The organism is Nannocystis sp., from assembly GCF_016714285.1.
GTDB lineage: Bacteria > Myxococcota_A > Polyangia > Nannocystales > Nannocystaceae > Nannocystis.
This window is the reverse complement of the sequence record NZ_JADJNN010000042.1, coordinates 13518-33138: the sequence shown is the minus strand read 5'-3', so window position 1 is coordinate 33138 and position 19621 is coordinate 13518. Positions and strand designations below refer to the sequence as shown.

The window sequence follows — 19621 nt, the reverse complement described above, 5'->3', positions numbered from 1 at the left end:
GCTACGCCCCGAGCGACTCGATCTGACCGACGAGCCGACCCCACGCCGGGCCGTCGAGCTTGAGCTCCGCCCCCTTGGCGTCGACCGGGATCGCCAGGTACCCCGGCACCACCGTGTACGCGTAGTCGCCCATCACCACCGACGACTCGTAGTGGTCGGCGCCCATCTGCGCCAGCTCCTGCGCCGTCTTCACCCGGCCGACGACGTCGTTCACGTCCGACTCGCTGCCGTCGATCCGCTCGAAGAACACCGCCGGGTTGATGAAGAGGTCGGTGGCGGTCCCGCCGACCGGCGAGAGGCGCAGCAGGTCGCGTTCGAGCGCGACGCGGCCAGCGGCCAGCCAGGAGTCTGCGAGGGTCTGGGCGACGAAGATCCGCGGCATATCAAGCAAGAGGGTAGTCCCGGCCGGGCCTCGCCGACAACCCTTGCGCCGCAAGACCTCGCGACCCATCATGGCCTGCCACCGCGACCCCGAGCGAGCTGCGCCGGGACCCGCGGCCCGCGAACTCACGGCAGGAACCCACCATGGCATCCAAACTGATCACGAACTCCTCGGACAGCAGCTTCACCACGGACGTCCTCGAGTCGTCTACCCCCGTCGTGGTCGACTTCTGGGCCACCTGGTGCGGCCCCTGCCGCGCGATGGCGCCCCACCTCGACGCCATCGCCGACGCGATGGACGGCAAGCTCCGCATCGTCAAGGTCGACGTCGACAACAACCAGAAGACCGCCGTCACCTACGGCATCCAGAGCCTCCCCACCCTGCTCGTCTTCAAGGGCGGCAAGGTCGTCGACAAGCTGGTCGGCAACCCCGGCAGCCGGGCCAAGATCGAGGCGTGGGTCAAGAACAGCCTGTGAACTGTCCCTGGGGACAGCTCCCGTCAGGCTCCCGTCAGGCTCCCGTCAGGCTCCCGTCAGGCTCCCGTCAGGCTCCAATCAGGCCCGCCCGCAGCGCCTCCCGTGACCGGGGGGCGCTGTTCGTTTCCCGGCAGTGTAATCTGTCGTGATGACCTGTCCTCACGGACAGGTCATCACGCTCACTTCTTCTTCGCGGCCAGCGACTCGCAGGCCTTCTTGTACGGCTCGAGCGCGGCCGCGTCGGCCACCGGATCAGCGTTGCCGCACAGCACCGACTCATCCTTGAGCGAGCTGAACTTGGCCTGGATGTAGCCGACGCTGGTCTTGCCGTCCTTCTCGATCGCGTACTCGAGCAGCCCCTTCTCGCCCTCGTTCTTGGTCTCGCTGTACTTGAAGCCCTCCATCTGGCCACGCATCGGCATGGTCGAGCGCTCGCCGCCGATGGTCCCGCGCCACACGTGCAGCTTGAAGCCGTCCTTTGCGATCACCACGCCCATCGGCGCGTCCTTGCCGAAGCTGACCTCGTCCGGCGTCACCGTGGCCCCGGGCGGGCCGTTGATCGTGTACGGCGCGAGCGTCGCGACCCCGGACAGGTCCGCAGCGACGAAGGTCGCCGGGTCGACCGGCGCGGCCGGTGCGGCCGGTGCGGCCGGTGCGACCGGCTTGGCGGGCTCCTCCGGCTTGGCCGCGGCCTTCTCGGGCTCGGCCGCCTTCGCGGGCGCCTTGGCCTCGACCTTCTTCTCATCCTTCTTGGTGTCGCCGCCGCATGCGGTGACAGCGGAGCAGAGGACCGCAACTGCGAGATACGAGCGGAGCATGCGAGACATCGATCTTCCTTGTCGTTCGGGGGGAACACGCCGCAGACGCGGCCTCGCCCTCGTACCACGAAATCGCGCCCGCCCAGGCGACAATCTACGCACCGTCAACCAGCCGCGTCATGCCGCGGGGCGCTGGCTCAACCCCGGTGGACCTCAATCACAGCAACGTGAGGAGGCCACCCGCGTCACGGCTGCTCGACGCAGTAGAGCCGGCCCGGGTTGCTGCAGCTGAAGAGGCAGGTCTGGGTCCAGTCCTTGTCGATCTCGTGGAGATTGCCGGCGGTCGCCTGATTCTGCGAGCTCTGCCAGTCGCTACAATTTGAGCCCGTGCCGCCGCCGCCGGTCGCGGTCCCGGTCCACACGAGCGCCTCCTTGGCGCAGTTCCCTCCCACGCCGAAGATCGCCATCTTCAGCTCGTTGACGTCGATCGCGTGAGTCAGGATCCCGTCGACGAGGTCGCCCCAGTCGACCGCGACGACCTTCATGCTGGGGAGCACGTACGGCACCGTGGAGTGCTCCAGTCGGGACTCCGCGCTGATCTTGTCGCCGCTGAGCCACGCCTTGTACTTGCCCGGGAGCTTGGCGCTCGCCGCCGCCTCCGTGCACTTCGTGTCGGCGCCGTCCAGACCGCCCAGGTTCCCGTTGAAGCTCTGTGAAGTCGCGAAGATGTAGTACGCGACGCGCTTGCAGCTCGCGTTGCAGGTGTCGTCGACCTGGTCGTTACCGTCGTCACACTCCTCGCTGCCCATGATCACGCCGTCGCCGCAGACGACCGTCATGCAGCCCTCGCAGCCGTCGCCCGGCACATTGTTGCCGTCGTCGCACTGCTCCAACCCGGCCCACACCAGACCGTCGCCGCAGGCCGCCGCTTTGCACTTCAACGTGCACTTGCCGACATCGCTGTTCATGATGCCCTCGTCGCAGTCCTCGCCGGGACCGGCCATCCCGTCGCCGCAGAACGGCAGCTTGCACAGCTTGCTGCACTCGGCGCCGCCATTCGCACCACCGAGATCGCACTCCTCACCCGGCCCGACCTTGCCGTCGCCGCAGCTCGCCAGCATGCACTGGTCGCAGCCGTCCTCGGGATTGTCGTTGCCGTCGTCGCAGCTCTCGGTCGCCGCCAGGTAGCCGTCGCCGCAGACGTTGAGCCTGCAGTCGCCCTTACACACCGATCCGTTCTGCCCGTTGTTCAGCGCCCCGTTGTCGCATTCTTCGCCCGCATCGATCTGCGAGTCGCCGCAGACCGCCGGGGCGCCGCTGCTCGCGTCGCTGCTCGCGTCGCTGCTCGCATCCCCGCTGGCGTCGCCGCTCGTGGCGCTCGTCAGCCCGCTGGTCGTCGGCGTCGCATCGCTCGTGCTACCGACGCCGCTCGTGACAGCGGCCCCCGTCGAGCTCGCTCCGCCGGTGTCGGTCACCGACACCGACCCCTGCGGGTCGAAGAAGCAGCCGGCCACCAGCAGGCCGCCCCAGGCAATCCCCATTGAAGCGACCCCACGCATACTTGCCCCCCGACTCAAAAGCGCCGCTCCCACGATACACCGACGAAGCCCCGACCCAGCGTGGGCGTGAGCGCCTGGGCCTGGCCGCGTCGGCGGGTCGCCAGCACCAGCATCGCCACGCCCGCCCCGACCAGCAGCGGCGCCGTCACCAGACCGACCACGGCCAGCGTGTTGGCTGATTTGCCCGCGGAATAGATCTCGGCGCACTCGCCCTCGGGCCCGGACAACGCGCAGCCGCGCGCCGGGTCATCGAACTCCTTCGTCCGCGCGCGCGCCCGCGTGAAGCCGACCGCGAACAGGCTCAGCATCGCAACGCCGCCCGCGAGCGCCACCCCGCCGCCCGCGGCCAGCCCCTTCCACGGCCGCGTCGGCGGCCTCGCAGGCGGAGGCTCCGGCTTCGCCACCGGCTCCGGCTCCACCACCGGTGGCGGGGCCTCTAGCCGCTCCAGCCGCGCCCGCAGATCCTCGCGGACCGTCACCACCGGCCCGGGCAACGCCGCCGCAGGATCGGCCGCGGCCAGCTGCTCGGCGTAGCGGTCGAGCGGCGCCAGGCCCTCGCGCAGCAGCTCCGGATCTTCGCTGCCTGCGAGCGCACGCTCATAGGCGTCGGCCATGTACTCGTGGATCGCCGCCCGGTTGCTGCGGTGCTCCGCGGTCTCGGGCAGCAGCGCGGCCGCGGCGGCCCAGGTGCGCGCCGCCTCGAGGAACTCGCCGCGGTCGAACTGCTGCTGACCCGCCGCGAACCCGGCCTCGAAGCCGCGCAGCTCGGCCCCCTTGTCGCGCGCCGCCGGCTTCGTCCGGCCGGCCATCACCTGGGGTCCTGGCACCGCGATCGCCAGCGCCAGACCACACGCGAGCCAGCCCGTCGCCCTGCCAGGCTGGCGAACACCCATGAGTCCATGCCGACGCGGATCCAAGCGGGCGCCACGCTACCACAGAGACCTCACTGCATACACGGTTCGCTAGCGCGCACATTGCCAGCCTGCTCGCAGTGGGTGTAACAACGGACACTGCCGTGCCGCCCAACGCCATCACCGATGCGCTGGTTGGAACCATCGTGGAGGGCCGCTTCCGGGTCGACGCCCTGCTCGGTCGCGGCGGCATGGCCAACGTCTACGCCGCCGAGGAGCTCCGCCTGTGCCGCCCCTGCGCGCTCAAGGTCCTGCGCCCCGAGCTGGCCGCCGACCGCGAGAACGTCGACCGCTTCCTGCGAGAGGCGCGGACCATCGCCCGCCTGCGCAGCCGTCACATCGTCGAGATCCACTCGTTCGGCGACGACCCCACCGGCACCGTCTACTTCGCCATGGAGCTGCTCGAGGGCGAGGACCTCGAGGCCCGCCTGCGCGACCGCAAGGCCCGACCCGTGCCCTGGCAAGCCGTGTGTGAGTGGGGCATGCAGATCGCCCGCGCCGTCGCCGGGGTCCACGCCGCCGGGCTCATCCACCGCGACCTCAAGCCCGGCAACATCTTCCTCGCCCGCCGCGACGGCGAGGTCGTGGTCAAGCTCCTCGACTTCGGCATCGTCCGCCCCGAGCACGGCTCCGAGCTCACCAGCACCGGCACCATGCTCGGCACGCCGCACTACATGTCCCCGGAGCAGATCCGGACGCTGGCCATGGACCGCCGCTCCGACATCTACTCGTTCGGCGCCCTCCTGTTCAAGGCGCTGACCGGCCGCTTCGTGTTCCGCGGCGAGGCGATCCAGGTCGCCATGAGCCACGTCGAGGCCGAGCCGCCGGCACCCTCGAGCGTCGCCGAGTGGATGAACATCCCCCCCGCGCTCGACGCCCTGGTCCTGCGCTGCCTCGCCAAGCGCCCCGCCGACCGCTTCCAGACCATGGAGGAGCTCGAGCAGGCCCTGCAACAGCTGCTCCGCCACGCCCCGGAGACCGAGCTCATCGCCATCCCGGGGTTTCGCCCGGGCCCCGAGACCGGCGAGCCGCGCACCCTCGAGTCCTCCTCCCCCGCCCTCCCGCCAGCGCCGGCCACCGTGCTGCAGCCCCGCCCGCTGCGGCGCGTCGCGCTGCTCGGCGGCCTCGGTCTATGCGCCACGCTGGCTGTCGTCGCGCTCGCCGTCCGCGCCCCGACCCCGGCCCCAACAACCGCCTCCGCGACCCCGGTCGCCGCGCCCGTCACCCCAGTGACGCCGGCCCCGGTCGAACTCCCCGAACCACCACCCACGCCCGAACCCGTCGCTGAACCACCGCCGATCGAACCCGTCGCCGAACCCGTCGCCGAACCCGTCGCTGAACCAACGCCGATCGAACCCATCGCCGAACCCGTCGCTGACCCGCCGCCCGACCCCGTCGTCGTCGAACCACCACCGCCCGACCCCGTCGTCGTCGAACCACCGCCCGACCCCGTCGTCACCCCCACGCCGACGACGAGCCGACCCACCAGCAAGCGCCCACCCGACCCACAGCGTCAGCTCACCAAGATGGCCGCCGCCTGCCGCCGCGAGCACAAGGCCGTCGGCGATCCCCCGATCGTGATCGACTACGCGATCGGCAGCGACGGCCAGGTCACCCGCGCCGTGCCCAAGCAAGCCTCGCCGCTCGGCAAGTGCCTCGCCGACGGCCTGCGCAAGGTCCAGTTCCCGCCCAAGCTCGCGCTCGGTCAGAAGGCCACGCTGTGATCCCGTCGCACCGGATCAGAAATTGATCCGGCGCATCACGAAGCGCGGCAGCCAGCGGATCACCCGCATGACGTGCCGCCAGATCCCCGGCGTATAGATCTCGGGCGTGCCGCGATCCAGCGCCCGCAGCACGTCGCGGGCGACCCCCTCCGGCTCGCCCGCGAACGGCGGCGGCTGCATCCCCGCGGTCGCGCCCGTCTTCACGAAGCCCGGCTTCACGCAGATCGTCCGCAGCCCGCGAGCGCGGAACTTGTGGTCGAGCCCCTCGAGGTAGCGCGACAGCCCGGCCTTGGCCGCCCCGTAGATCAGCGTCGGCTTGCGCCCGCGCTCGCCCGCCACGCTGGAGAACACGCACAGCGTCCCGCCGCCGCGGGCCAACAGCAGCTCGCGCGCGTGCTCGCAGAACAGCACCGTGTTCACGAAGTCGACGGTCAGCAGCCGCTGTGTCAACGCGCGGTCGGCCTCGAGCTGCGTCTGCGTGGCGAACAGCGCCGCCGTCACCACCACCGTGTCAAAACCACCGAGCCCCGCGTCGGCGGCCGCCAGCGCCGCCGCGAAGCCCTCCGGCGCCGCCAGGTCGCAGCCCGCGTGTCCGACCACCCCGCCGCGCCCACGCGCCTGCAGATCGGCCGCGCTGCGGGCCACATCCTCGCCGTCGCGGCCGAGCAGGAACAGCGAGTCGCCGCGCTCGGCGAGCAGACGAGCGAGCGCGCGGCCCATCCCCTTGGTGGCTCCGAGGAACACAACCTTCATCGCCCGGATCTACCACACCTGAAGATCCACCTCGGCGCGGATCCCCGAACGTCGGCACCCACGAGTCGACCGCCCGCGACTCGCCAACCCACCTCAGCGCGGATCGCCGAACACCCGCACCGACTGCGCCGAGCGGATCGTCCGCTGCGGATCCCAGCGGTCGCGCAGCGCCGTGAAGGCCGGCAGCCGCGGGTCCATCGCCGCGTAGTGCTCCGGCCGCGTGAACGCGTCCTTGGCGAGGTAGATCCGCCCGCCCTCCGCGATCACCAGCTCGTTGAGGGTGTCGACCAGCGCCTGCGTGTTGTCGCGGACCGGGATGTCGAGCGCGATCGAGATCCCCGGCTGCAAGAACGACAGCATGCCCTGCCCCTGCGCGCCGCAGTCCTTGATCACGCACAGGAACGACGCCCCGCCGCGCGAGGTCAGCAGCTCGAGGAAGCGCCGCGCCGCCCCCTTGCCCGCGCTGTCGGGCAGCACGCACTGATACTGCGTGAAGCCGCGGCGCCCGTAGATGCGGTTCCAGTGCAGGATCGCGTCCAGCGGGTAGAAGAAGCTGTCCGGCGTGCGCAGCCCGCTGCGGGCCCGCTGCCAGTGCTTCCAGTAGTACAGCGTGTTGAAGGCCCGCACCGTGAGGCGGCCGAGCACCCACGAGGGAAAGTCGAACGGCACCGCGAGCCGACGCGTGACCGGCAGCGGCCGCCCGCCGGTCTCGTGCGGCTCGGCCCAGCGCCCGCGGTCGAGGATCCCGCGGCCCATCCGCTTGCCGCGCGACAGGCAGTCGATCCACCCGACCGAGAAGGGCCAGCGCTCGCTCGACCCCTTGAGCGCCGCGATGAAGTGATCGATGTCGTCGATGCGCTCGCTCTCCGAGTAGATCCACGGCGTCGGGATCGCCTGCGTCTGACACTCGACCTCGAGGATGTGCCCCGTCAGCCCCATCCCGCCGACCGTCGCCCAGAACAGCTCCGGCTCGCGATCGGGCCCGCACTCGACGATCGACCCGTCGGCCATGCGCAGCCGCAGCGCTCGCACGTGCGAGCCGAAGCCGCCGAAGCGGTGATGCCCCTTGCCGTGCACGTCGGCCGCCACCATCCCGCCGAGGCTCACGAACTGCGTGCCCGGCGTGGCGCTGATGAACCAGCCGCGGCGCAGGAACAGGCGGTTGAACTCCCACAGCGAGAACCCTGCCTCGGCCCGCAGCACCCCGCGCTGCGGATCCCACGCGAGGATCCGATCCGCCAGCCGCGTCCCGAGCACCTCACTGCGACCCGGCGGCGGCAACGACGAGTCGCCGTACGACCGCCCGAGCCCGCGAGACAGCACAGCCCCCTGCGAGGCCGCCTCGAGGTCCTCCGACAGCACTTCACGGCCAGGCCTCGGCAAGTTGCCCCAGCCGGCCAGAGTGGGCGCTCGCTCGGTCACGCCGCGGGAGCATAGCCGCCTCGCGGCCCGCTCCGCTATCCTCTCGCCGTGACCAACCCTTCGCGCCCCCGGATCCTGGTCGTCAGCGGCTCCGCTCGCCTCGACAGCCACGTACACGAGATGGTCCGCATCGCCGCCGAGACCGCCGAGGCCGCCGGCGCCGAGGTCCAGGTCCTGCGCCTGCACGAGCTCGCGCTGCCGGTGATGCGCAACGGCGACAGCGAGCAGAACGCCCTCGCCGCCGTCCAGACCGCCCGCGAGCGCGCCAGCTGGGCCGACGGCTTCATCCTCGTCACCCCCGAGTACCACGGCAGCATGTCCGGCTGCCTCAAGAACTGGTTCGACTTCCTGTTCGACGAGCTCGCCGGCAAGTTCGCCGGCGTGCTCGCCGTCACCGGCGGCGGCGGCGGTGACATGTCGATCACCGCCGTCAAGACCAGCTTCAGCTGGTGTCACGGCTTCACCCTGCCCTACCACGCCGCCGCCCGCGGCTCCGACTTCTCCGCCGACGGCTCGCTCCACAACCAGAGCGTCCGCGACCGCGTGCGCCGCGTCGCCCACGACGTCGTCCGCTACACCCCGCCGCTGCGCGCCGCCTGGGAGCAGGCGCGCAGCCTCGGCCAGGCCGTCGCGGCCGGCGTCGCCGGCACCCACGGGTGAGCCATGCCCCCCGAGATCCGCCTCCTGCTCACGACCTGTCCCCCGGACCAGGCCGAGCGCCTGCTCGCCGCCCTGCTCGGCGAGCGCCTGATCGCCTGCGGCAACCTCGTGCCCACCGTGCACTCACGCTACTGGTGGCAGGGCTCCCTCTGCGCCGACGACGAGGCGCTGATCGTGATGGAGACCGCGATCGATCGCGTCGCCGCCGCGATGGCCCGCCTCGCCGCGCTCCACCCCTACGAGGTCCCGAAGATCCTCGCCTTCACCCCCAGCGAGGCCCACCTCCCCTATCGCGAGTGGGTCCACGCCGTCACCCGCCCCGCCTGACTGCACCGCCGCAGGCCTGAACGGCGCTCACCGCCGCAGATCCACGCTGCGCGCCGCGACCCCGAGCCCCGCCAGCTCCTCGGCCTCGTGCGCCGACAGCAGCACGCCCGCCCCGCGCTCCAGCGCCGCGGCGATCGCCGCCAGCATGCGCCCGCGGCCCTCGCGGTCGACCCCCGCGAAGGGCTCGTCGAGCACCAGCAGCGCCGCCGGCCCGAGCGTGAGCGCCGCGAACATCAGCCGCTTGCGCATGCCGACGCTGTACGTCGTCGCCAGCGCGTCGATCGCCGGCCCGAGCTCCGCCTGCGCGATCGCCCGGTCGATCCCCCGCGGCTCGGCGAACACCTCCGCGTGGAACTCGAGCAGCTCGCGCCCGGTCAGCCCCTCCGGCACCTCGACCTCCTGCGCCAGCGATCGCAGGGCCGCCCGCGCGGCGATCGGCGCCGCGTGCAGATCATGGCCGCCGATCTCGATCGTGCCCGCGTCCGCGATCACGGCCCCCGTGACGCAGCCGAGCAGCGTCGACTTGCCCGTACCATTGGGCCCGATCAGCGCCACCAGCTCGCCCGCCTCGACGCGCAGCTCGAGCCCCGCGAACAGCGTCGTCGCCCCGAAGCGCTTGCACAGACCGCTGGCCCGCAGCGGCAAGATCGACGGTTGCACGGGGCCGACCATAGCCCGACCGCCCGCGCTTGCGCAGCCCATCCGCGGCGATACACTCCGCCGCATGCGCCAGCTTATCCCTTTCACGATCTCCCTCCTCGCCCTCGCCGCCTGCGGTAGCGACCCCAAGACCACCGCCACCGACGCGGCCAGCGAGACCACCAGCCCGGGCAGCAGCACCGGTCCCTCCACCAGCGATCCCGGCACCACCAGCGACCCGAACCCGACCACCAGCGGCGCCAGCGACAGCGCCACCGGCACCGCCACCGCCGCCACCACCGCCACGGACAGCACGGGCCCCGCCACCAGCGCCACCACCACGGACACCACCGGCCCCGCCACCAGCGAGCCCGGCAGCACCGGCACGACCGACCCTGGAAGCACCGGCGCCATCATGGACTGCGCCACCCTCGAGGCCGCCTTCGCCGCCGAGACCAAGAAGATCCGCAGCTGCACCAAGAACGACGAGTGCGGCCAGGACCTCCAGGGCACCAGCTGCGGCTGCACCCGCAACTGGGTCGCCCGCAACGACGCCGACACCACGCACTTCTACGAGCTCATCGACCAGGGCGCCGCCCTCCAGTGCGAGCTCATCCCCGCGAGCACCTGCGACTGTCCGGCCGCCGAGGGCTTCGCCTGCGACCAGGGCATCTGCACCTGGAACTACCTCTAAGACCCCGAATTCGGGCCTTGCGAGGGCGAAGCAAAGCAGATATAAGCTCCGTCCCTTGTACCACTCGGGCGCGTAACTCAGTGGTAGAGTGCCACCTTCACACGGTGGAAGCCGTAGGTTCGAAACCTACCGCGCCCATGTTGAAAGCCCGCGGCAGGCCCTCCAGACACACCCTGGAGGGCCTTTCGCCTTCGGTGCTCTCGGTCTCGAACAACCCTCGCCGCTGTCGGCCTCCCACCGCTGTCGGCCTCCCACCTCGGGCAACCATCGCCGCGCTCGAACACCGCGGGGCGAGGCTATCTGGGTCCGTCGGGGGAGGGGCCATCGCTGCGGGTCCCTCGCGACGGCGGCCCCTCCCGTCGAGCCAGGTGCTCGGCGCCCCGGGCTCCGTGTTCACCCTGTCATCCGCGAGCCCCGTCGGTGTCTCAAGGACGAGGCGCCTGCGCGCCCGACTCGCCGGGTCCCTCCGCCTGCGTCCCCCGCGTTGGCCCCTCTCCCGCCGGGCGCACACCGTCTGCGCCCCGCTCTTCGCCACGCAACAGTCCAGGCATGTGCCAACAATGACGTGGCTGTCATCGGCCACCCGCGTCCACACAACGGCGACACCCCCCACGGCTCGCGGCCACCTCGCCCTCGCGGCCGCGCATGGCAGCATATTCCGGCGCCACCCGCACCAGATCGCGCACACACCTGCACACCGATTCGCGGCGACACATCGCGTGCACCGATAAGCGGGGCGCCGACGATATCCACTCCGGCGGAAGAGGGGCCGTCGCGGGGGACGCAGGCGGAGGGTCCCGGCGAGGTGGGCGCGCAGGCGCGTCAACATCGCGAAGCAGACCGCGTGGGCGAATGACAGGGTGAACACGGAGCCCACGAGCGCCGAGCACCCGCCTTGACGGGAGGCGCCGCCGTCGCGAGGGACCCGCAGTCGGCGGCCCCTCCTCCGCCGGGCCCAGATAGCCTCGCCCCGCGTTGCCCCACGCAAGCGAGTCCCGCCAGCCCCCCCCCGCCCCGCCAGCGCCCCACTCAATGCACGACGCTCCCCCCCTGCGTAAACAGCAGCAGCGTCACCGGCCCGTCATTCACCAGCTCCACCTCCATATGCGCCGCGAAGCGCCCCGTGTCGACCACCACCCCGAGCCCGCGGATCGCCGCCGCCAGCTGCTCATACAGCGCCCGCGCCTCGTCCGGCGGCGCCGCCGGATCGAAGCCAGGCCGGCGCCCCTTCTTCAGCGTGCCCGCGATCGTGAACTGCGACACCAGCAGCACCGCCCCGCCGACATCAAGCACGCTGCGGTCCATCGGCGTCGCCCCGGGGAAGCAGCGCAGCGTCACCAGCTTGTCCGCCGTCACGCGAACATCCGCGGGCCCGTCGCCCTTCTCGATCGCGCACAGCGCCAGCAGCCCGCGCCCGATCTCACCGACCACCGCCCCGTCGACGCGGACCTGCGCGCGCGTCACCCGTTGCAGCACCGTCTTCATCGCTCACACCCAGCCGTACAGGATCGCCGCCAGCAGCCCCAGTCAGGCCAGGAAGTTCAGCATGAACAGCGGGTCCTTGAGCATCTCCTCGGTCGGGCTCTCGGCCTCGTGACGCGTGGTCGCCAGGTGGATGAAGCGCAGCACCCCGACCGCCGCGAAGCCCACCGTGTAGACCAGGCGGTTGCTGCCGAACAGCTGGGCCACGTGGCCGCTCAGCGTGTAGGCCGTGTAGACCCCGACCGTCGCCACCGCGAGCCCGTACAGGATCACCCGCAGGGTCGCGAGGTCGTAGCCCGCGAGCGCCTGCCGCTGCTTCGTCGCCCCCTCGCCGGCCGCCAGCTCGTGCGCCCGCTTGCCGAAGCCCATAAACATCGCCATCAGCCCGGTGCAGGCCAGCAGCCACAGCGACGCCGGCACCTCGAGCGCGAAGGCCCCGGCCAGCACGCGCAGGATGAAGCCGGTCGCGATCGACAGCACATCGACGTACGCGATCTGCTTGAGGCGAAAGCTGTAGGCCAGGTTCTGCGCGAAGTAGGCCCCGAGCGCCGCGGCGAACCACGGCTGCAACCAGTAGCCGAGCCCGAGGCACACCGGCACGACGACGACCACGAAGCGCCGCGCCACCGCCTCCGGCAGCTGCCCCGAGGGAATCGGCCGCATGCGCTTCTTGGGGTGGACCCGGTCCTTCTCGACGTCGACCAGATCGTTGAGCACGTACACGCAGCCGGAGATCACGCAGAACAGGGCCACCGCCCCCGCGGTCACCAGCAGGCTGTCCGGGTCGGTGAGGCGATGCCCGAACATCAGCGGTAAACCGACGAACAGGTTCTTGATCCACTGCCGTGGGCGCAGGGTCTTGATGAGGGCGAGCAGCACGGGGCCGGGACTATCGCACGCCCCGCGGCCGCCTGGCCACCGCGCAAGGATCGCCGCCAGGGCCCCCGCAGCGCCCGTACACGCCACGATGGCAGGCGCCCCGAAGGCCCTGGCAGCCCGGCGTCGGCCGCCTGCCCAACACCCGCGCGAGCACGACGGCCGGACACAGCCCAGCCCAGTCAGGGCTCACCCCGCGACCACACCAGGGATCGCCACGGCCAGGGAGTCGACAGCCCGCGCCGCCTGAACTAGCGTGACCCGGCCTTGTCCGGCAGCTTGCAGAGATCCGGGTCGCTCAGCCTGGCCGTCGCCGTGTCACGCGTGCTCGGCCTCCTGCGCGAGGCCCTGTTCTCCCGCCTCGTCGGCGCCGGGGCGCTCGCCGACGCCTACTCCGTCGCCTTCCGGATCCCGAACCTCCTGCGCGATCTGCTGGCCGAGGGCGCCCTCTCGAGCGCCTTCGTCCCGACCTTCACCGCCGCCCTCGTGCAGGAGGACCGGGCCCGCGCTGACCAGCTCGCCAACCTCACCCTCGCGGTCCTGCTGCTCGTCACCGGCGGCCTCACCCTGCTGGGCGTCGTGTTCGCCGACGACCTGGTCCGCCTCATGACCGCCGGCTGGAGCCCCGCCAAGCTCGCCGACGCCGCCGCGCTGACCCGCATCATGATGCCGCTGCTCGCCCTCGTCAGCGTCGGCGCCGTGTGGACCGGCATGCTCAACGCGCAGCGCCACTTCCTCGCCCCCGCCTACGCGCCTGCGCTGTTCAACGTGATCAGCGTGCTTTGCGGCGCTGGCCTGTGGATCGCCGGCGCCGGCGGCATGTGGGCCGTGACCGCGTGGAGCATCGGCACCCTCGCCGCCGGCGTGGTCCAGAGCTTCTACCTCCTGCCCCCGCTGTGGCGGCTCGGCTACCGCCCGCGCCTGGCCCTGCGCGGCGCCTGGCGCCACCCCGGCGTGCGGAGGATCGGCCGCATGATGCTCCCCGCCGTCGTCGGCGTCGCCGCGATCCAGGTCAACATCTTCGTCAACACCCGCTTCGCCGCCAGCCTCGGCGACGGCCCCGTCGCCCAGCTCGAGTACGCGTTTCGCATCTTCTACCTCCCGATCGGCATGTTCGGCGTCGCCCTCGCCACCATCGCCACCACCCAGCTGTCCGAGGAGGCCGCCCGCGGCGACCGCAGCGGCCTGGTCCAAAAGACAGGTGAGAGCCTCTCCGCCCTCTGGCTGCTGACCGCCGCCAGCACCGTCGGCCTGGTCGTCCTCGCCGAGCCGATCGTCTCCCTCATCTACGAGGGCGGCCGCTTCACCGCCGCCGACACCACCGCCGTCGCGGCGATCCTCCGCGCCTACGCCCTCGGCCTGGTGCCCTACAGCATGGTCAAGATCGTCGCCCCCGCCTTCTACGCGACCGACCGCCCGCGCCTGCCCCTGCTCGCCTCGCTCGCCGCGATCGCGGCCACCATCGCCTTCAACGCCGGCTTCTACCGCCAGCTCGGCGCCCCCGGCCTCGCCCTCGGCACCAGCCTCGGCGCCCTCGTCAACGTCGGCCTCCTGCGCCTGTTCTTCGCCCGCAAGGTCGGCCCGCTCGCCCGCCCCGGCCGCGTCCGCGAGCTCGCCTGGCTGCTGCTCGCCAACGCCGTCATGGGCGGAGCCCTCTACGCCGCCTGGACCGGCGCCGCCCTCGGCCTCACGAAGCTCGCCCTGCCCGGCCCGCTCGCCACCCTCGCCCTCGCCCTCGCCCTCCTGCTCATCGTCGGCCTCGGCTTCCTCGTCTACGTCAGCGTGCTGCAGCTCGCCCGCTTCCCCGGCATCGACAGCCTCGCCCGCCTCCCACGCAGCCTGTGGCGACGGATCCGCCGCCGCCCGCCCGCGACCTGAGCTGTCCCGGCGGACAGCTCACCTGTCCCTTCAGACAACCCACCTGAGCCGCCCACCCGCGACCTGACCTGTCCCGATGGACAGCACCACCTGTCCCCGCGGCCAGCCGATCAGAGCTGTCCCGAGGGACAGCACCACCTGTCCCCGCGGACAGCCCACCTGTCCCCGCAGACAGCCTCAGTGCGCCGCGTGGCCGACGCACTGCGCGTGCGCGGGCGGCTTGCCGCTCAGGCGCCCGCCCTCGCTGAAGTAGAACGGCTGCGGCACCCGCTTCGCCCCGCCGATCTCCGCCATGGTCCCCGCGTCGAACAGCTGCCCGCCGATCATCACCATCGCCACCTGCCGGGTCGCGCGGATGTCGACCCGCGGGTCGCGGTCGAGGATCAAGAGGTCCGCCAGCTTGCCCGGCTCGAGCGAGCCGAGGTCGCGGTCGAGGCCGAGGTACTGCGCCCCCGCCAGAGTGCCCGTGCGCAGCACCTCGAGCGGCGTCATCCCGCCCTGGGCGAAGCTCCACAGCTCCCAGTGCACCGCCAGCCCCTCGCGCTGCCCGTGCGCCCCCAGCTGCACCTTCACGCCCGCGTCGAGCAGCTGCTTGGCCAGGCTCGCCACCCGCACGTGGTTCCAGTCGTTGTCGGCCGCCAGGGTCCGCCGACGGGCGCGCGGCTCGAACGCGTTGGCCGGCACGAAGCGCCGCAGCCGGCTGTCCTCCCACACCTGCGTGTGCGCGTACCAGTAGTTCTCGCCGCCTAAGCCCCCGTAGGCCACCCCGAGCGTCGGCGTGTAGCCGACCTTGGTCGCCCCCCAGTACTGCATCACGTCCGCGTAGGCGCTGGCCACCGGCAGCGCGTGCTCGATGCCCGTGTGCCCGTCGGCGACCATCGTCATGTTGTGGTGAAACAGCGCGCCGCCCTCCGGCACCACCATCATCCCGAGCTCGCGCGCCGCCGCGATCACCTGCTGCCGCTGCTCTCGCCGCGGCTGGTTGTAGCTCTTGACCGAGAAGGCCCCGATCGCCTTGAGCCGACGCAGGTGCCCACGCGCGTCCTCGAGGCTGGCGATCTCCGCCTTGAACGGCGCCTGCGCCCCGTACAGGATCGTCCCGGTCGAGAAGATGCGCGGCCCGACCACCGCCCCGACCCGCTGCATCTCGCTCGCCGCGAAGATCGACGCCGTGTCGTTGCTCGGGTCGTGCACCGTCGTCACCCCGTACGCCAGCATCGCGTAGTGCAGCCAGTTCTGCTCCGGCGTGATGCCGTCCTCGCCCTGGCTGCCGTGCGCGTGCACGTCGATCAGCCCCGGGATGATCGTCTTGCCCTCGGCCCGCACGACCTCCGCCCCGGCCGGCGCCTGCAGCTGCGCCGACGGCCCGATCGCGCTGATGCGATCGCCGTTGATCACGATCGTCGCGTCCTCGATCACCTCGTCGCCGCGCATCGTGATCACCCGCGCCCCGACGATCGCCCGCGTCCCCGTCGGCATCGCCGCGGGCGCCTTGAAGCCGATCGCCAGCCCCGTCTCCGCCGGCTTGGGCAGCTCCGCCGGGGCCCCGGCCACGAACGCGAACGCGTCCTTCAGCTCGCGCGTGTACAGCTCGGGCCCCAGCGACCAGTGCAGGCGCTGGCTGTCGCCCGACCAGTGCACGTGCTCGCCCGCGTCGCGGCTCACCTTGGCGACCGGCAGCCCCTCCGCCTTCGGCCCCAGCTCGATGGTCCGCCCGGTCGGCGGCAGCGGGGCGATCAGCGCCTGGAAGCCCTCCGTCCAGCCCAGCCAGCGCCCGTCCGGCGACACCCGCAGGCGGCTCGCCCCCTCCGTCTTCACGTGCGTGCGCTCGTCGCTGCCGTCCAGCTCCACGCTGCGCAGCTCCACCTTGTCGTCGTCGTAGCTGCTGAAGAACAGCCGATCGCTCGCGGCTCCGAAGTGCGGCTCGGCCCCGTCGCGGCGCACCAGCGTCGCCTTCGCCGTCTTCACCTCGATCGCGTAGATGCCCTGCTCCTGCGACCAGGTCGGCGAGCGCGTCCAGCCCCCGCCGATCCGCTGCACGACCACCTGCTTGCCGTCCGGGCTCCACTGCGGCGCCACGTAGTGCCCCGGCCGATCGCTGATCACCCGCTCCTTGCCGCCGCCGACCGCGATCGTCCGCACGCTGCCGAGCGCCTGGTCGTCCCAGGTCGTGAACACGATCTGCTTGCCGTCGCGCGAGAACGCCGGGTCCTGCTCGAAGTGGTCGCTCTGCTTGGTCAGCCGCTTCGCCTGTCCTTCGGGCAATGTCCGTACGTACAGGTGGCCGAGCGCCTGGTAGACCACGCGGCCGCCGTCCGGGCTCACCGTCACCCCGCGCAGCGCCTTCACGTCGACCTCGCGCGGCGCCACCTCGACCGCGAAGCGCAGCGCCGGCGCCACCTTGCGGGTCCCGCTCACGTGGAACGGGATCTCGGTCGGCGCCGCCTGGCTGCCGTCGGCCCGCGTGCGCCACAGCTTGCCCGCGGCCCAGAACACCAGCTCGCGGCTGTCCGGCGTCCACGCGATCGCCGGGTACACGCCATGGATCGCCCAGGTCTCCTGCATGTCGCGGTCGAGGCCGTCGAACAGCGGGCGCTCCGCCCCCGACTCGAGCTCGCGCACCATCAGCGTGGTCTTGCTCGCGCGCCTTGCCGGTGCCGCCGACGCGACGGATGAACGCCAGCGACTTGCCGTCCGGCGACGGCGTCGGCCGGGCCGCGCCCCCGGGCCCACCGGCCAGCGTCTCGATGCGCCCGCTGGCCCGCTCCAGCCGCTTGATCGCGTAGATCTCGCCGTACGGGTCCTTGTTGTACTCGAAGGTCGCCCCCGGCGTGTTGTCGAGGCTGAAGTAAAGATGGGCCCCGTCCGGCGAGAACGCCGGCTCGCCGACATCCTTCTGGTCGTTGACCTTCTCCGTCATCGGCACGCCCTTGCCGCCCGCCACGTGGTACAGCCAGATCTCGCCGGTGCCGAGGCTGCGGTGCTTGGTGAAGTGCTTGCGCACCGCGATGAAGTTCCCGTCGGGCGACCACACCGGGCTGTTGACCAGCCGGAAGTCCTCCTTCGTGACTTGCTTGGGCTCTGGCTTCGGCTCCGCCACCACCGCCCCCGCAGCCGTCGGCCGCGCGAGCACCCACACGTTGTCGCCGCCGCCGCGGTCGCTGGTGAACGCGATCCACTGCCCGTCCGGGCTGAAGCGCGGCTGCATGTCCCAGGCCATCCCCTGCGTCAGCGCCCGCGCCTCGCCGCCCGCGATCGGCAGGAGATACAGGTCGCCGAGCAGGTCGAACACGAGCTCGCGCCCATCCGGGCTCACGTCGAGCGCCATCCACGTGCCCTCGCGGACGTCCAGCTTGACCTCCTGCTCCTCGCCCGGCGGGTCGTTCACGTCCCACTTCGGGACCTCCGGCTCGGCCTTCCCCGTGCTGTCCTTCGGGACAGGTGTCGGCTTGGTGGCGGGCGCGCCGGGCGTGTGGGCGAGCGCTGGCGGGCTGCTGGGCGCCTTCGGGGCGCAGGTCACGAGACTCAGCCCGAGACCCAGCGAGACCAGCGCGACGGACGGGCGAGACAGGGCGGTGCGGCGCATGCGGCCGCGGATGTTACCCTCGCCCCCCGGTTTCGGGTCAGCCCCCGCGCCAGCTCACAGGCGACAGACCCGGCGCCACTCGTGGTAGAGAGCAGCGCCATGGCCGGGCCGGAACAGGGCGACGACGGGCTCATGCTCCCGCCGCAGGACGATCGCCGCTGGCTGCAGGAGCAGCTGCGGGCGCTGGTCGTCGCGCTCGGCCCCGGCCCGCTCGCCACCAGCCTGCTCGTCGAGCCGAGCCCGCGCTTCTTCCCCGACCCCTGGGGCGGCGGCGACAGCAGCGTCCGCCGCCTCCTCCTCCGGCTCTGCGCCTACGCCGGCCTCCCCGACGACCTCCGCGTCGGCGTCCGCATCTACGACGCCGAGCCCGCCCGCCGCGGCGAGGTCATCGGCAAGCCGGTCACCCCGCGAGGCGCCCAGGAGCTGGTCGTGTGGCTCGCCAGCTTCAAGGGTGGCCCCGGTCCGGGAGCTGGCCTCGAGGTCGGCGTCGAGGCCAGCGCCATGGCCGACCCCGCCAGCCTCGTCGCCGCCTGCGCCCGCGTCGTCGCCCACGTCCATCGCCTCGCCCACAACCTCCCCGTCAGCGACGCCTACGACCCGCGCATCGACGTCGGCGCCGTCTACCTCGGCTTTGGCCTCCTCACCGCCGACGCCGCCCTCCGCTTCACCAGCCGCAGCAGCACCGGCGCCGTCCAGAACCGCCGCGTCCCCCTGCGCCTCGGCAGCCTGCCGCCCCAGGCCATCTGCTTCCTGCTCGCCGTGCAGGTCCACGTCCGCGGCGAGGGCCGGGCCGAGCGCCAACGCCTCGCCCGCGCCCTCCAGGCCAACCAGGCCGCCTTCTTCCGCCACAGCTTCGCCGCCATCGAGCGCATGGACCCACCGATCGGCGTCCAGCTCGGCGTCCCCGGCAAGGACCACTGGCCCGCCCCGCCCTCCCTCGCCGCCCTCACCGCCCCGCTCGCGCGCGAGCCCGAGGCCGAGCCCGAGACCCGCCGCGACGAGGACCGCGGCGTCGCCGGCATGAACACCGGCAAGCCCGTCTTCATGGTCGACCGCAGCCTGGCCCCCCGCCTCGGCCGCGTCCTCTTCATGGGCGCCCTCATGCTCGGCGGCGTGCTGTCCCGCATGTCCCCCGACCAGGGCCCCGGCATGAGCAACATCGCCGTCATCGCCGCCGGCCTCGGCCTCGCCGGCCTCGGCCTCGGCCGCCTGTTCCGCGACCGCCGCTGCTCCGAGCCCAAGTGCGGCGGCCCGCTCACCCCCACGACCAAGGTCTGCCCCCGCTGCGGCGGCGACGTCGTCGGCACGATCGCAAACCCCAAGCATCGCCTCGCCGCCGAGGAGGCCCACCAGAAGGCCGCCCAGGGGTCCGCCCTCACGATCGCCGACGCTGAGCTCTCCTTGCCCGCCGCGCCCGCTGGCGAGCCCGCGGATCGACCCACGAGCCCGCCCGGCGCCGCCCCGGCCCCACCCGCGACCTGACCCTTCGGCCAG

17 protein-coding genes and 1 tRNA gene are annotated in these 19621 nt (G+C 72.3%); 8 read left to right on the top strand and 10 right to left on the bottom strand.

The window, feature by feature from the left end:
- Position 1 precedes the first annotated feature (1 nt).
- Entirely contained in the window at positions 2–382 is a 381-nt protein-coding gene (locus tag IPJ59_RS36500; protein WP_293257532.1) for a hypothetical protein, read from the bottom strand.
- 143 nt (positions 383–525) lie between these two features.
- Here IPJ59_RS36500 and trxA point away from each other — a divergent pair, with 143 nt between their 5' ends.
- The gene (gene trxA, locus IPJ59_RS36495; protein WP_293257529.1) at positions 526–858 is read left to right on the top strand and encodes a thioredoxin; all 333 of its coding nucleotides are present in this window, start codon (positions 526–528) and stop codon (positions 856–858) included.
- A gap of 179 nt (positions 859–1037) precedes the next feature.
- On the opposite strand, the gene IPJ59_RS36490 is transcribed toward trxA, so the two are convergent.
- The 3 genes from IPJ59_RS36490 to IPJ59_RS36480 all read right to left on the bottom strand — a co-directional run bounded on the left by IPJ59_RS36490 (position 1038) and on the right by IPJ59_RS36480 (position 3984).
- Positions 1038–1676 carry a hypothetical protein gene (locus IPJ59_RS36490; RefSeq protein ID WP_293275796.1) on the bottom strand — a complete coding sequence of 213 codons (639 nt, stop codon included), beginning with the start codon at positions 1674–1676 and terminating at the stop codon, positions 1038–1040.
- Between the two features lie 185 nt (positions 1677–1861).
- Positions 1862–3157 (bottom strand): DUF4215 domain-containing protein, encoded by a 1296-nt coding sequence (locus IPJ59_RS36485; RefSeq protein ID WP_293275795.1) that lies wholly within the window; start codon positions 3155–3157, stop codon positions 1862–1864.
- 32 nt (positions 3158–3189) lie between these two features.
- Positions 3190–3984, bottom strand: coding sequence for a hypothetical protein (locus tag IPJ59_RS36480; RefSeq protein ID WP_293275794.1), 795 nt, complete (start codon positions 3982–3984; stop codon positions 3190–3192).
- A gap of 206 nt (positions 3985–4190) precedes the next feature.
- Here IPJ59_RS36480 and IPJ59_RS36475 point away from each other — a divergent pair, with 206 nt between their 5' ends.
- The gene (locus IPJ59_RS36475) at positions 4191–5810 is read left to right on the top strand and encodes a serine/threonine-protein kinase (protein WP_293275793.1); all 1620 of its coding nucleotides are present in this window, start codon (positions 4191–4193) and stop codon (positions 5808–5810) included.
- A gap of 15 nt (positions 5811–5825) precedes the next feature.
- Here the strand turns inward: IPJ59_RS36475 and IPJ59_RS36470 are convergent, their stop codons facing one another.
- Both IPJ59_RS36470 and IPJ59_RS36465 read right to left on the bottom strand, forming a co-directional pair.
- Positions 5826–6563 (bottom strand): SDR family NAD(P)-dependent oxidoreductase, encoded by a 738-nt coding sequence (locus tag IPJ59_RS36470; protein ID WP_293275792.1) that lies wholly within the window; start codon positions 6561–6563, stop codon positions 5826–5828.
- A 93-nt stretch (positions 6564–6656) separates the two neighbouring features.
- Positions 6657–7985 carry an FAD-binding oxidoreductase gene (locus tag IPJ59_RS36465; RefSeq protein ID WP_293275791.1) on the bottom strand — a complete coding sequence of 443 codons (1329 nt, stop codon included), beginning with the start codon at positions 7983–7985 and terminating at the stop codon, positions 6657–6659.
- 48 nt (positions 7986–8033) lie between these two features.
- On the opposite strand from IPJ59_RS36465, the gene IPJ59_RS36460 reads away from it, so the two are divergent.
- Both IPJ59_RS36460 and cutA read left to right on the top strand, forming a co-directional pair.
- Positions 8034–8645, top strand: a complete 612-nt coding sequence (locus tag IPJ59_RS36460; protein ID WP_293275790.1) for an NADPH-dependent FMN reductase — start codon at positions 8034–8036, stop codon at positions 8643–8645.
- Positions 8646–8648: 3 nt separating this feature from the next.
- Positions 8649–8972 (top strand): divalent-cation tolerance protein CutA, encoded by a 324-nt coding sequence (gene cutA / locus IPJ59_RS36455; RefSeq protein WP_293275789.1) that lies wholly within the window; start codon positions 8649–8651, stop codon positions 8970–8972.
- Between the two features lie 27 nt (positions 8973–8999).
- On the opposite strand, the gene IPJ59_RS36450 is transcribed toward cutA, so the two are convergent.
- A complete protein-coding gene (locus tag IPJ59_RS36450; protein WP_293275788.1) occupies positions 9000–9632 on the bottom strand; it encodes an ATP-binding cassette domain-containing protein in 633 nt (210 codons plus the stop codon).
- A 64-nt stretch (positions 9633–9696) separates the two neighbouring features.
- Between IPJ59_RS36450 and IPJ59_RS36445 the strand changes: the two genes are divergently transcribed.
- Entirely contained in the window at positions 9697–10305 is a 609-nt protein-coding gene (locus tag IPJ59_RS36445; protein ID WP_293275787.1) for a hypothetical protein, read from the top strand.
- 66 nt (positions 10306–10371) lie between these two features.
- Positions 10372–10443, top strand: a tRNA-Val gene (locus tag IPJ59_RS36440).
- Between the two features lie 891 nt (positions 10444–11334).
- Here the strand turns inward: IPJ59_RS36440 and dtd are convergent.
- On the bottom strand, positions 11335–11790 hold the full coding sequence (gene dtd, locus IPJ59_RS36435) for a D-aminoacyl-tRNA deacylase (protein WP_293275786.1): 456 nt from the start codon (positions 11788–11790) through the stop codon (positions 11335–11337).
- A 42-nt stretch (positions 11791–11832) separates the two neighbouring features.
- Entirely contained in the window at positions 11833–12666 is an 834-nt protein-coding gene (locus IPJ59_RS36430; protein WP_293275785.1) for a UbiA prenyltransferase family protein, read from the bottom strand.
- A gap of 264 nt (positions 12667–12930) precedes the next feature.
- Between IPJ59_RS36430 and murJ the strand changes: the two genes are divergently transcribed.
- On the top strand, positions 12931–14541 hold the full coding sequence (gene murJ / locus IPJ59_RS36425; protein WP_293275784.1) for a murein biosynthesis integral membrane protein MurJ: 1611 nt from the start codon (positions 12931–12933) through the stop codon (positions 14539–14541).
- Between the two features lie 177 nt (positions 14542–14718).
- On the opposite strand, the gene IPJ59_RS36420 is transcribed toward murJ, so the two are convergent.
- Positions 14719–17166 (bottom strand): amidohydrolase family protein, encoded by a 2448-nt coding sequence (locus IPJ59_RS36420; protein WP_293275783.1) that lies wholly within the window; start codon positions 17164–17166, stop codon positions 14719–14721.
- A gap of 1060 nt (positions 17167–18226) precedes the next feature.
- Between IPJ59_RS36420 and IPJ59_RS36415 the strand changes: the two genes are divergently transcribed.
- A complete protein-coding gene (locus tag IPJ59_RS36415) occupies positions 18227–19609 on the top strand; it encodes a hypothetical protein (RefSeq protein ID WP_293275782.1) in 1383 nt (460 codons plus the stop codon).
- The last annotated feature ends 12 nt before the right edge of the window (positions 19610–19621 follow it).

Coding starts and splice junctions, on each gene's coding strand:
- IPJ59_RS36500 (WP_293257532.1), bottom strand. CDS start 382: ATGCCGCGGATCTTCGTCGCCCAGACCCTCGCAGACTCCTGGCTGGCC.
- trxA (WP_293257529.1), top strand. CDS start 526: ATGGCATCCAAACTGATCACGAACTCCTCGGACAGCAGCTTCACCACG.
- IPJ59_RS36490 (WP_293275796.1), bottom strand. CDS start 1,676: ATGCTCCGCTCGTATCTCGCAGTTGCGGTCCTCTGCTCCGCTGTCACC.
- IPJ59_RS36485 (WP_293275795.1), bottom strand. CDS start 3,157: ATGGGGATTGCCTGGGGCGGCCTGCTGGTGGCCGGCTGCTTCTTCGAC.
- IPJ59_RS36480 (WP_293275794.1), bottom strand. CDS start 3,984: ATGGCCGGCCGGACGAAGCCGGCGGCGCGCGACAAGGGGGCCGAGCTG.
- IPJ59_RS36470 (WP_293275792.1), bottom strand. CDS start 6,563: ATGAAGGTTGTGTTCCTCGGAGCCACCAAGGGGATGGGCCGCGCGCTC.
- cutA (WP_293275789.1), top strand. CDS start 8,649: ATGCCCCCCGAGATCCGCCTCCTGCTCACGACCTGTCCCCCGGACCAG.
- IPJ59_RS36445 (WP_293275787.1), top strand. CDS start 9,697: ATGCGCCAGCTTATCCCTTTCACGATCTCCCTCCTCGCCCTCGCCGCC.
- dtd (WP_293275786.1), bottom strand. CDS start 11,790: ATGAAGACGGTGCTGCAACGGGTGACGCGCGCGCAGGTCCGCGTCGAC.
- IPJ59_RS36420 (WP_293275783.1), bottom strand. CDS start 17,166: ATGGTGCGCGAGCTCGAGTCGGGGGCGGAGCGCCCGCTGTTCGACGGC.
- IPJ59_RS36415 (WP_293275782.1), top strand. CDS start 18,227: ATGGCCGGGCCGGAACAGGGCGACGACGGGCTCATGCTCCCGCCGCAG.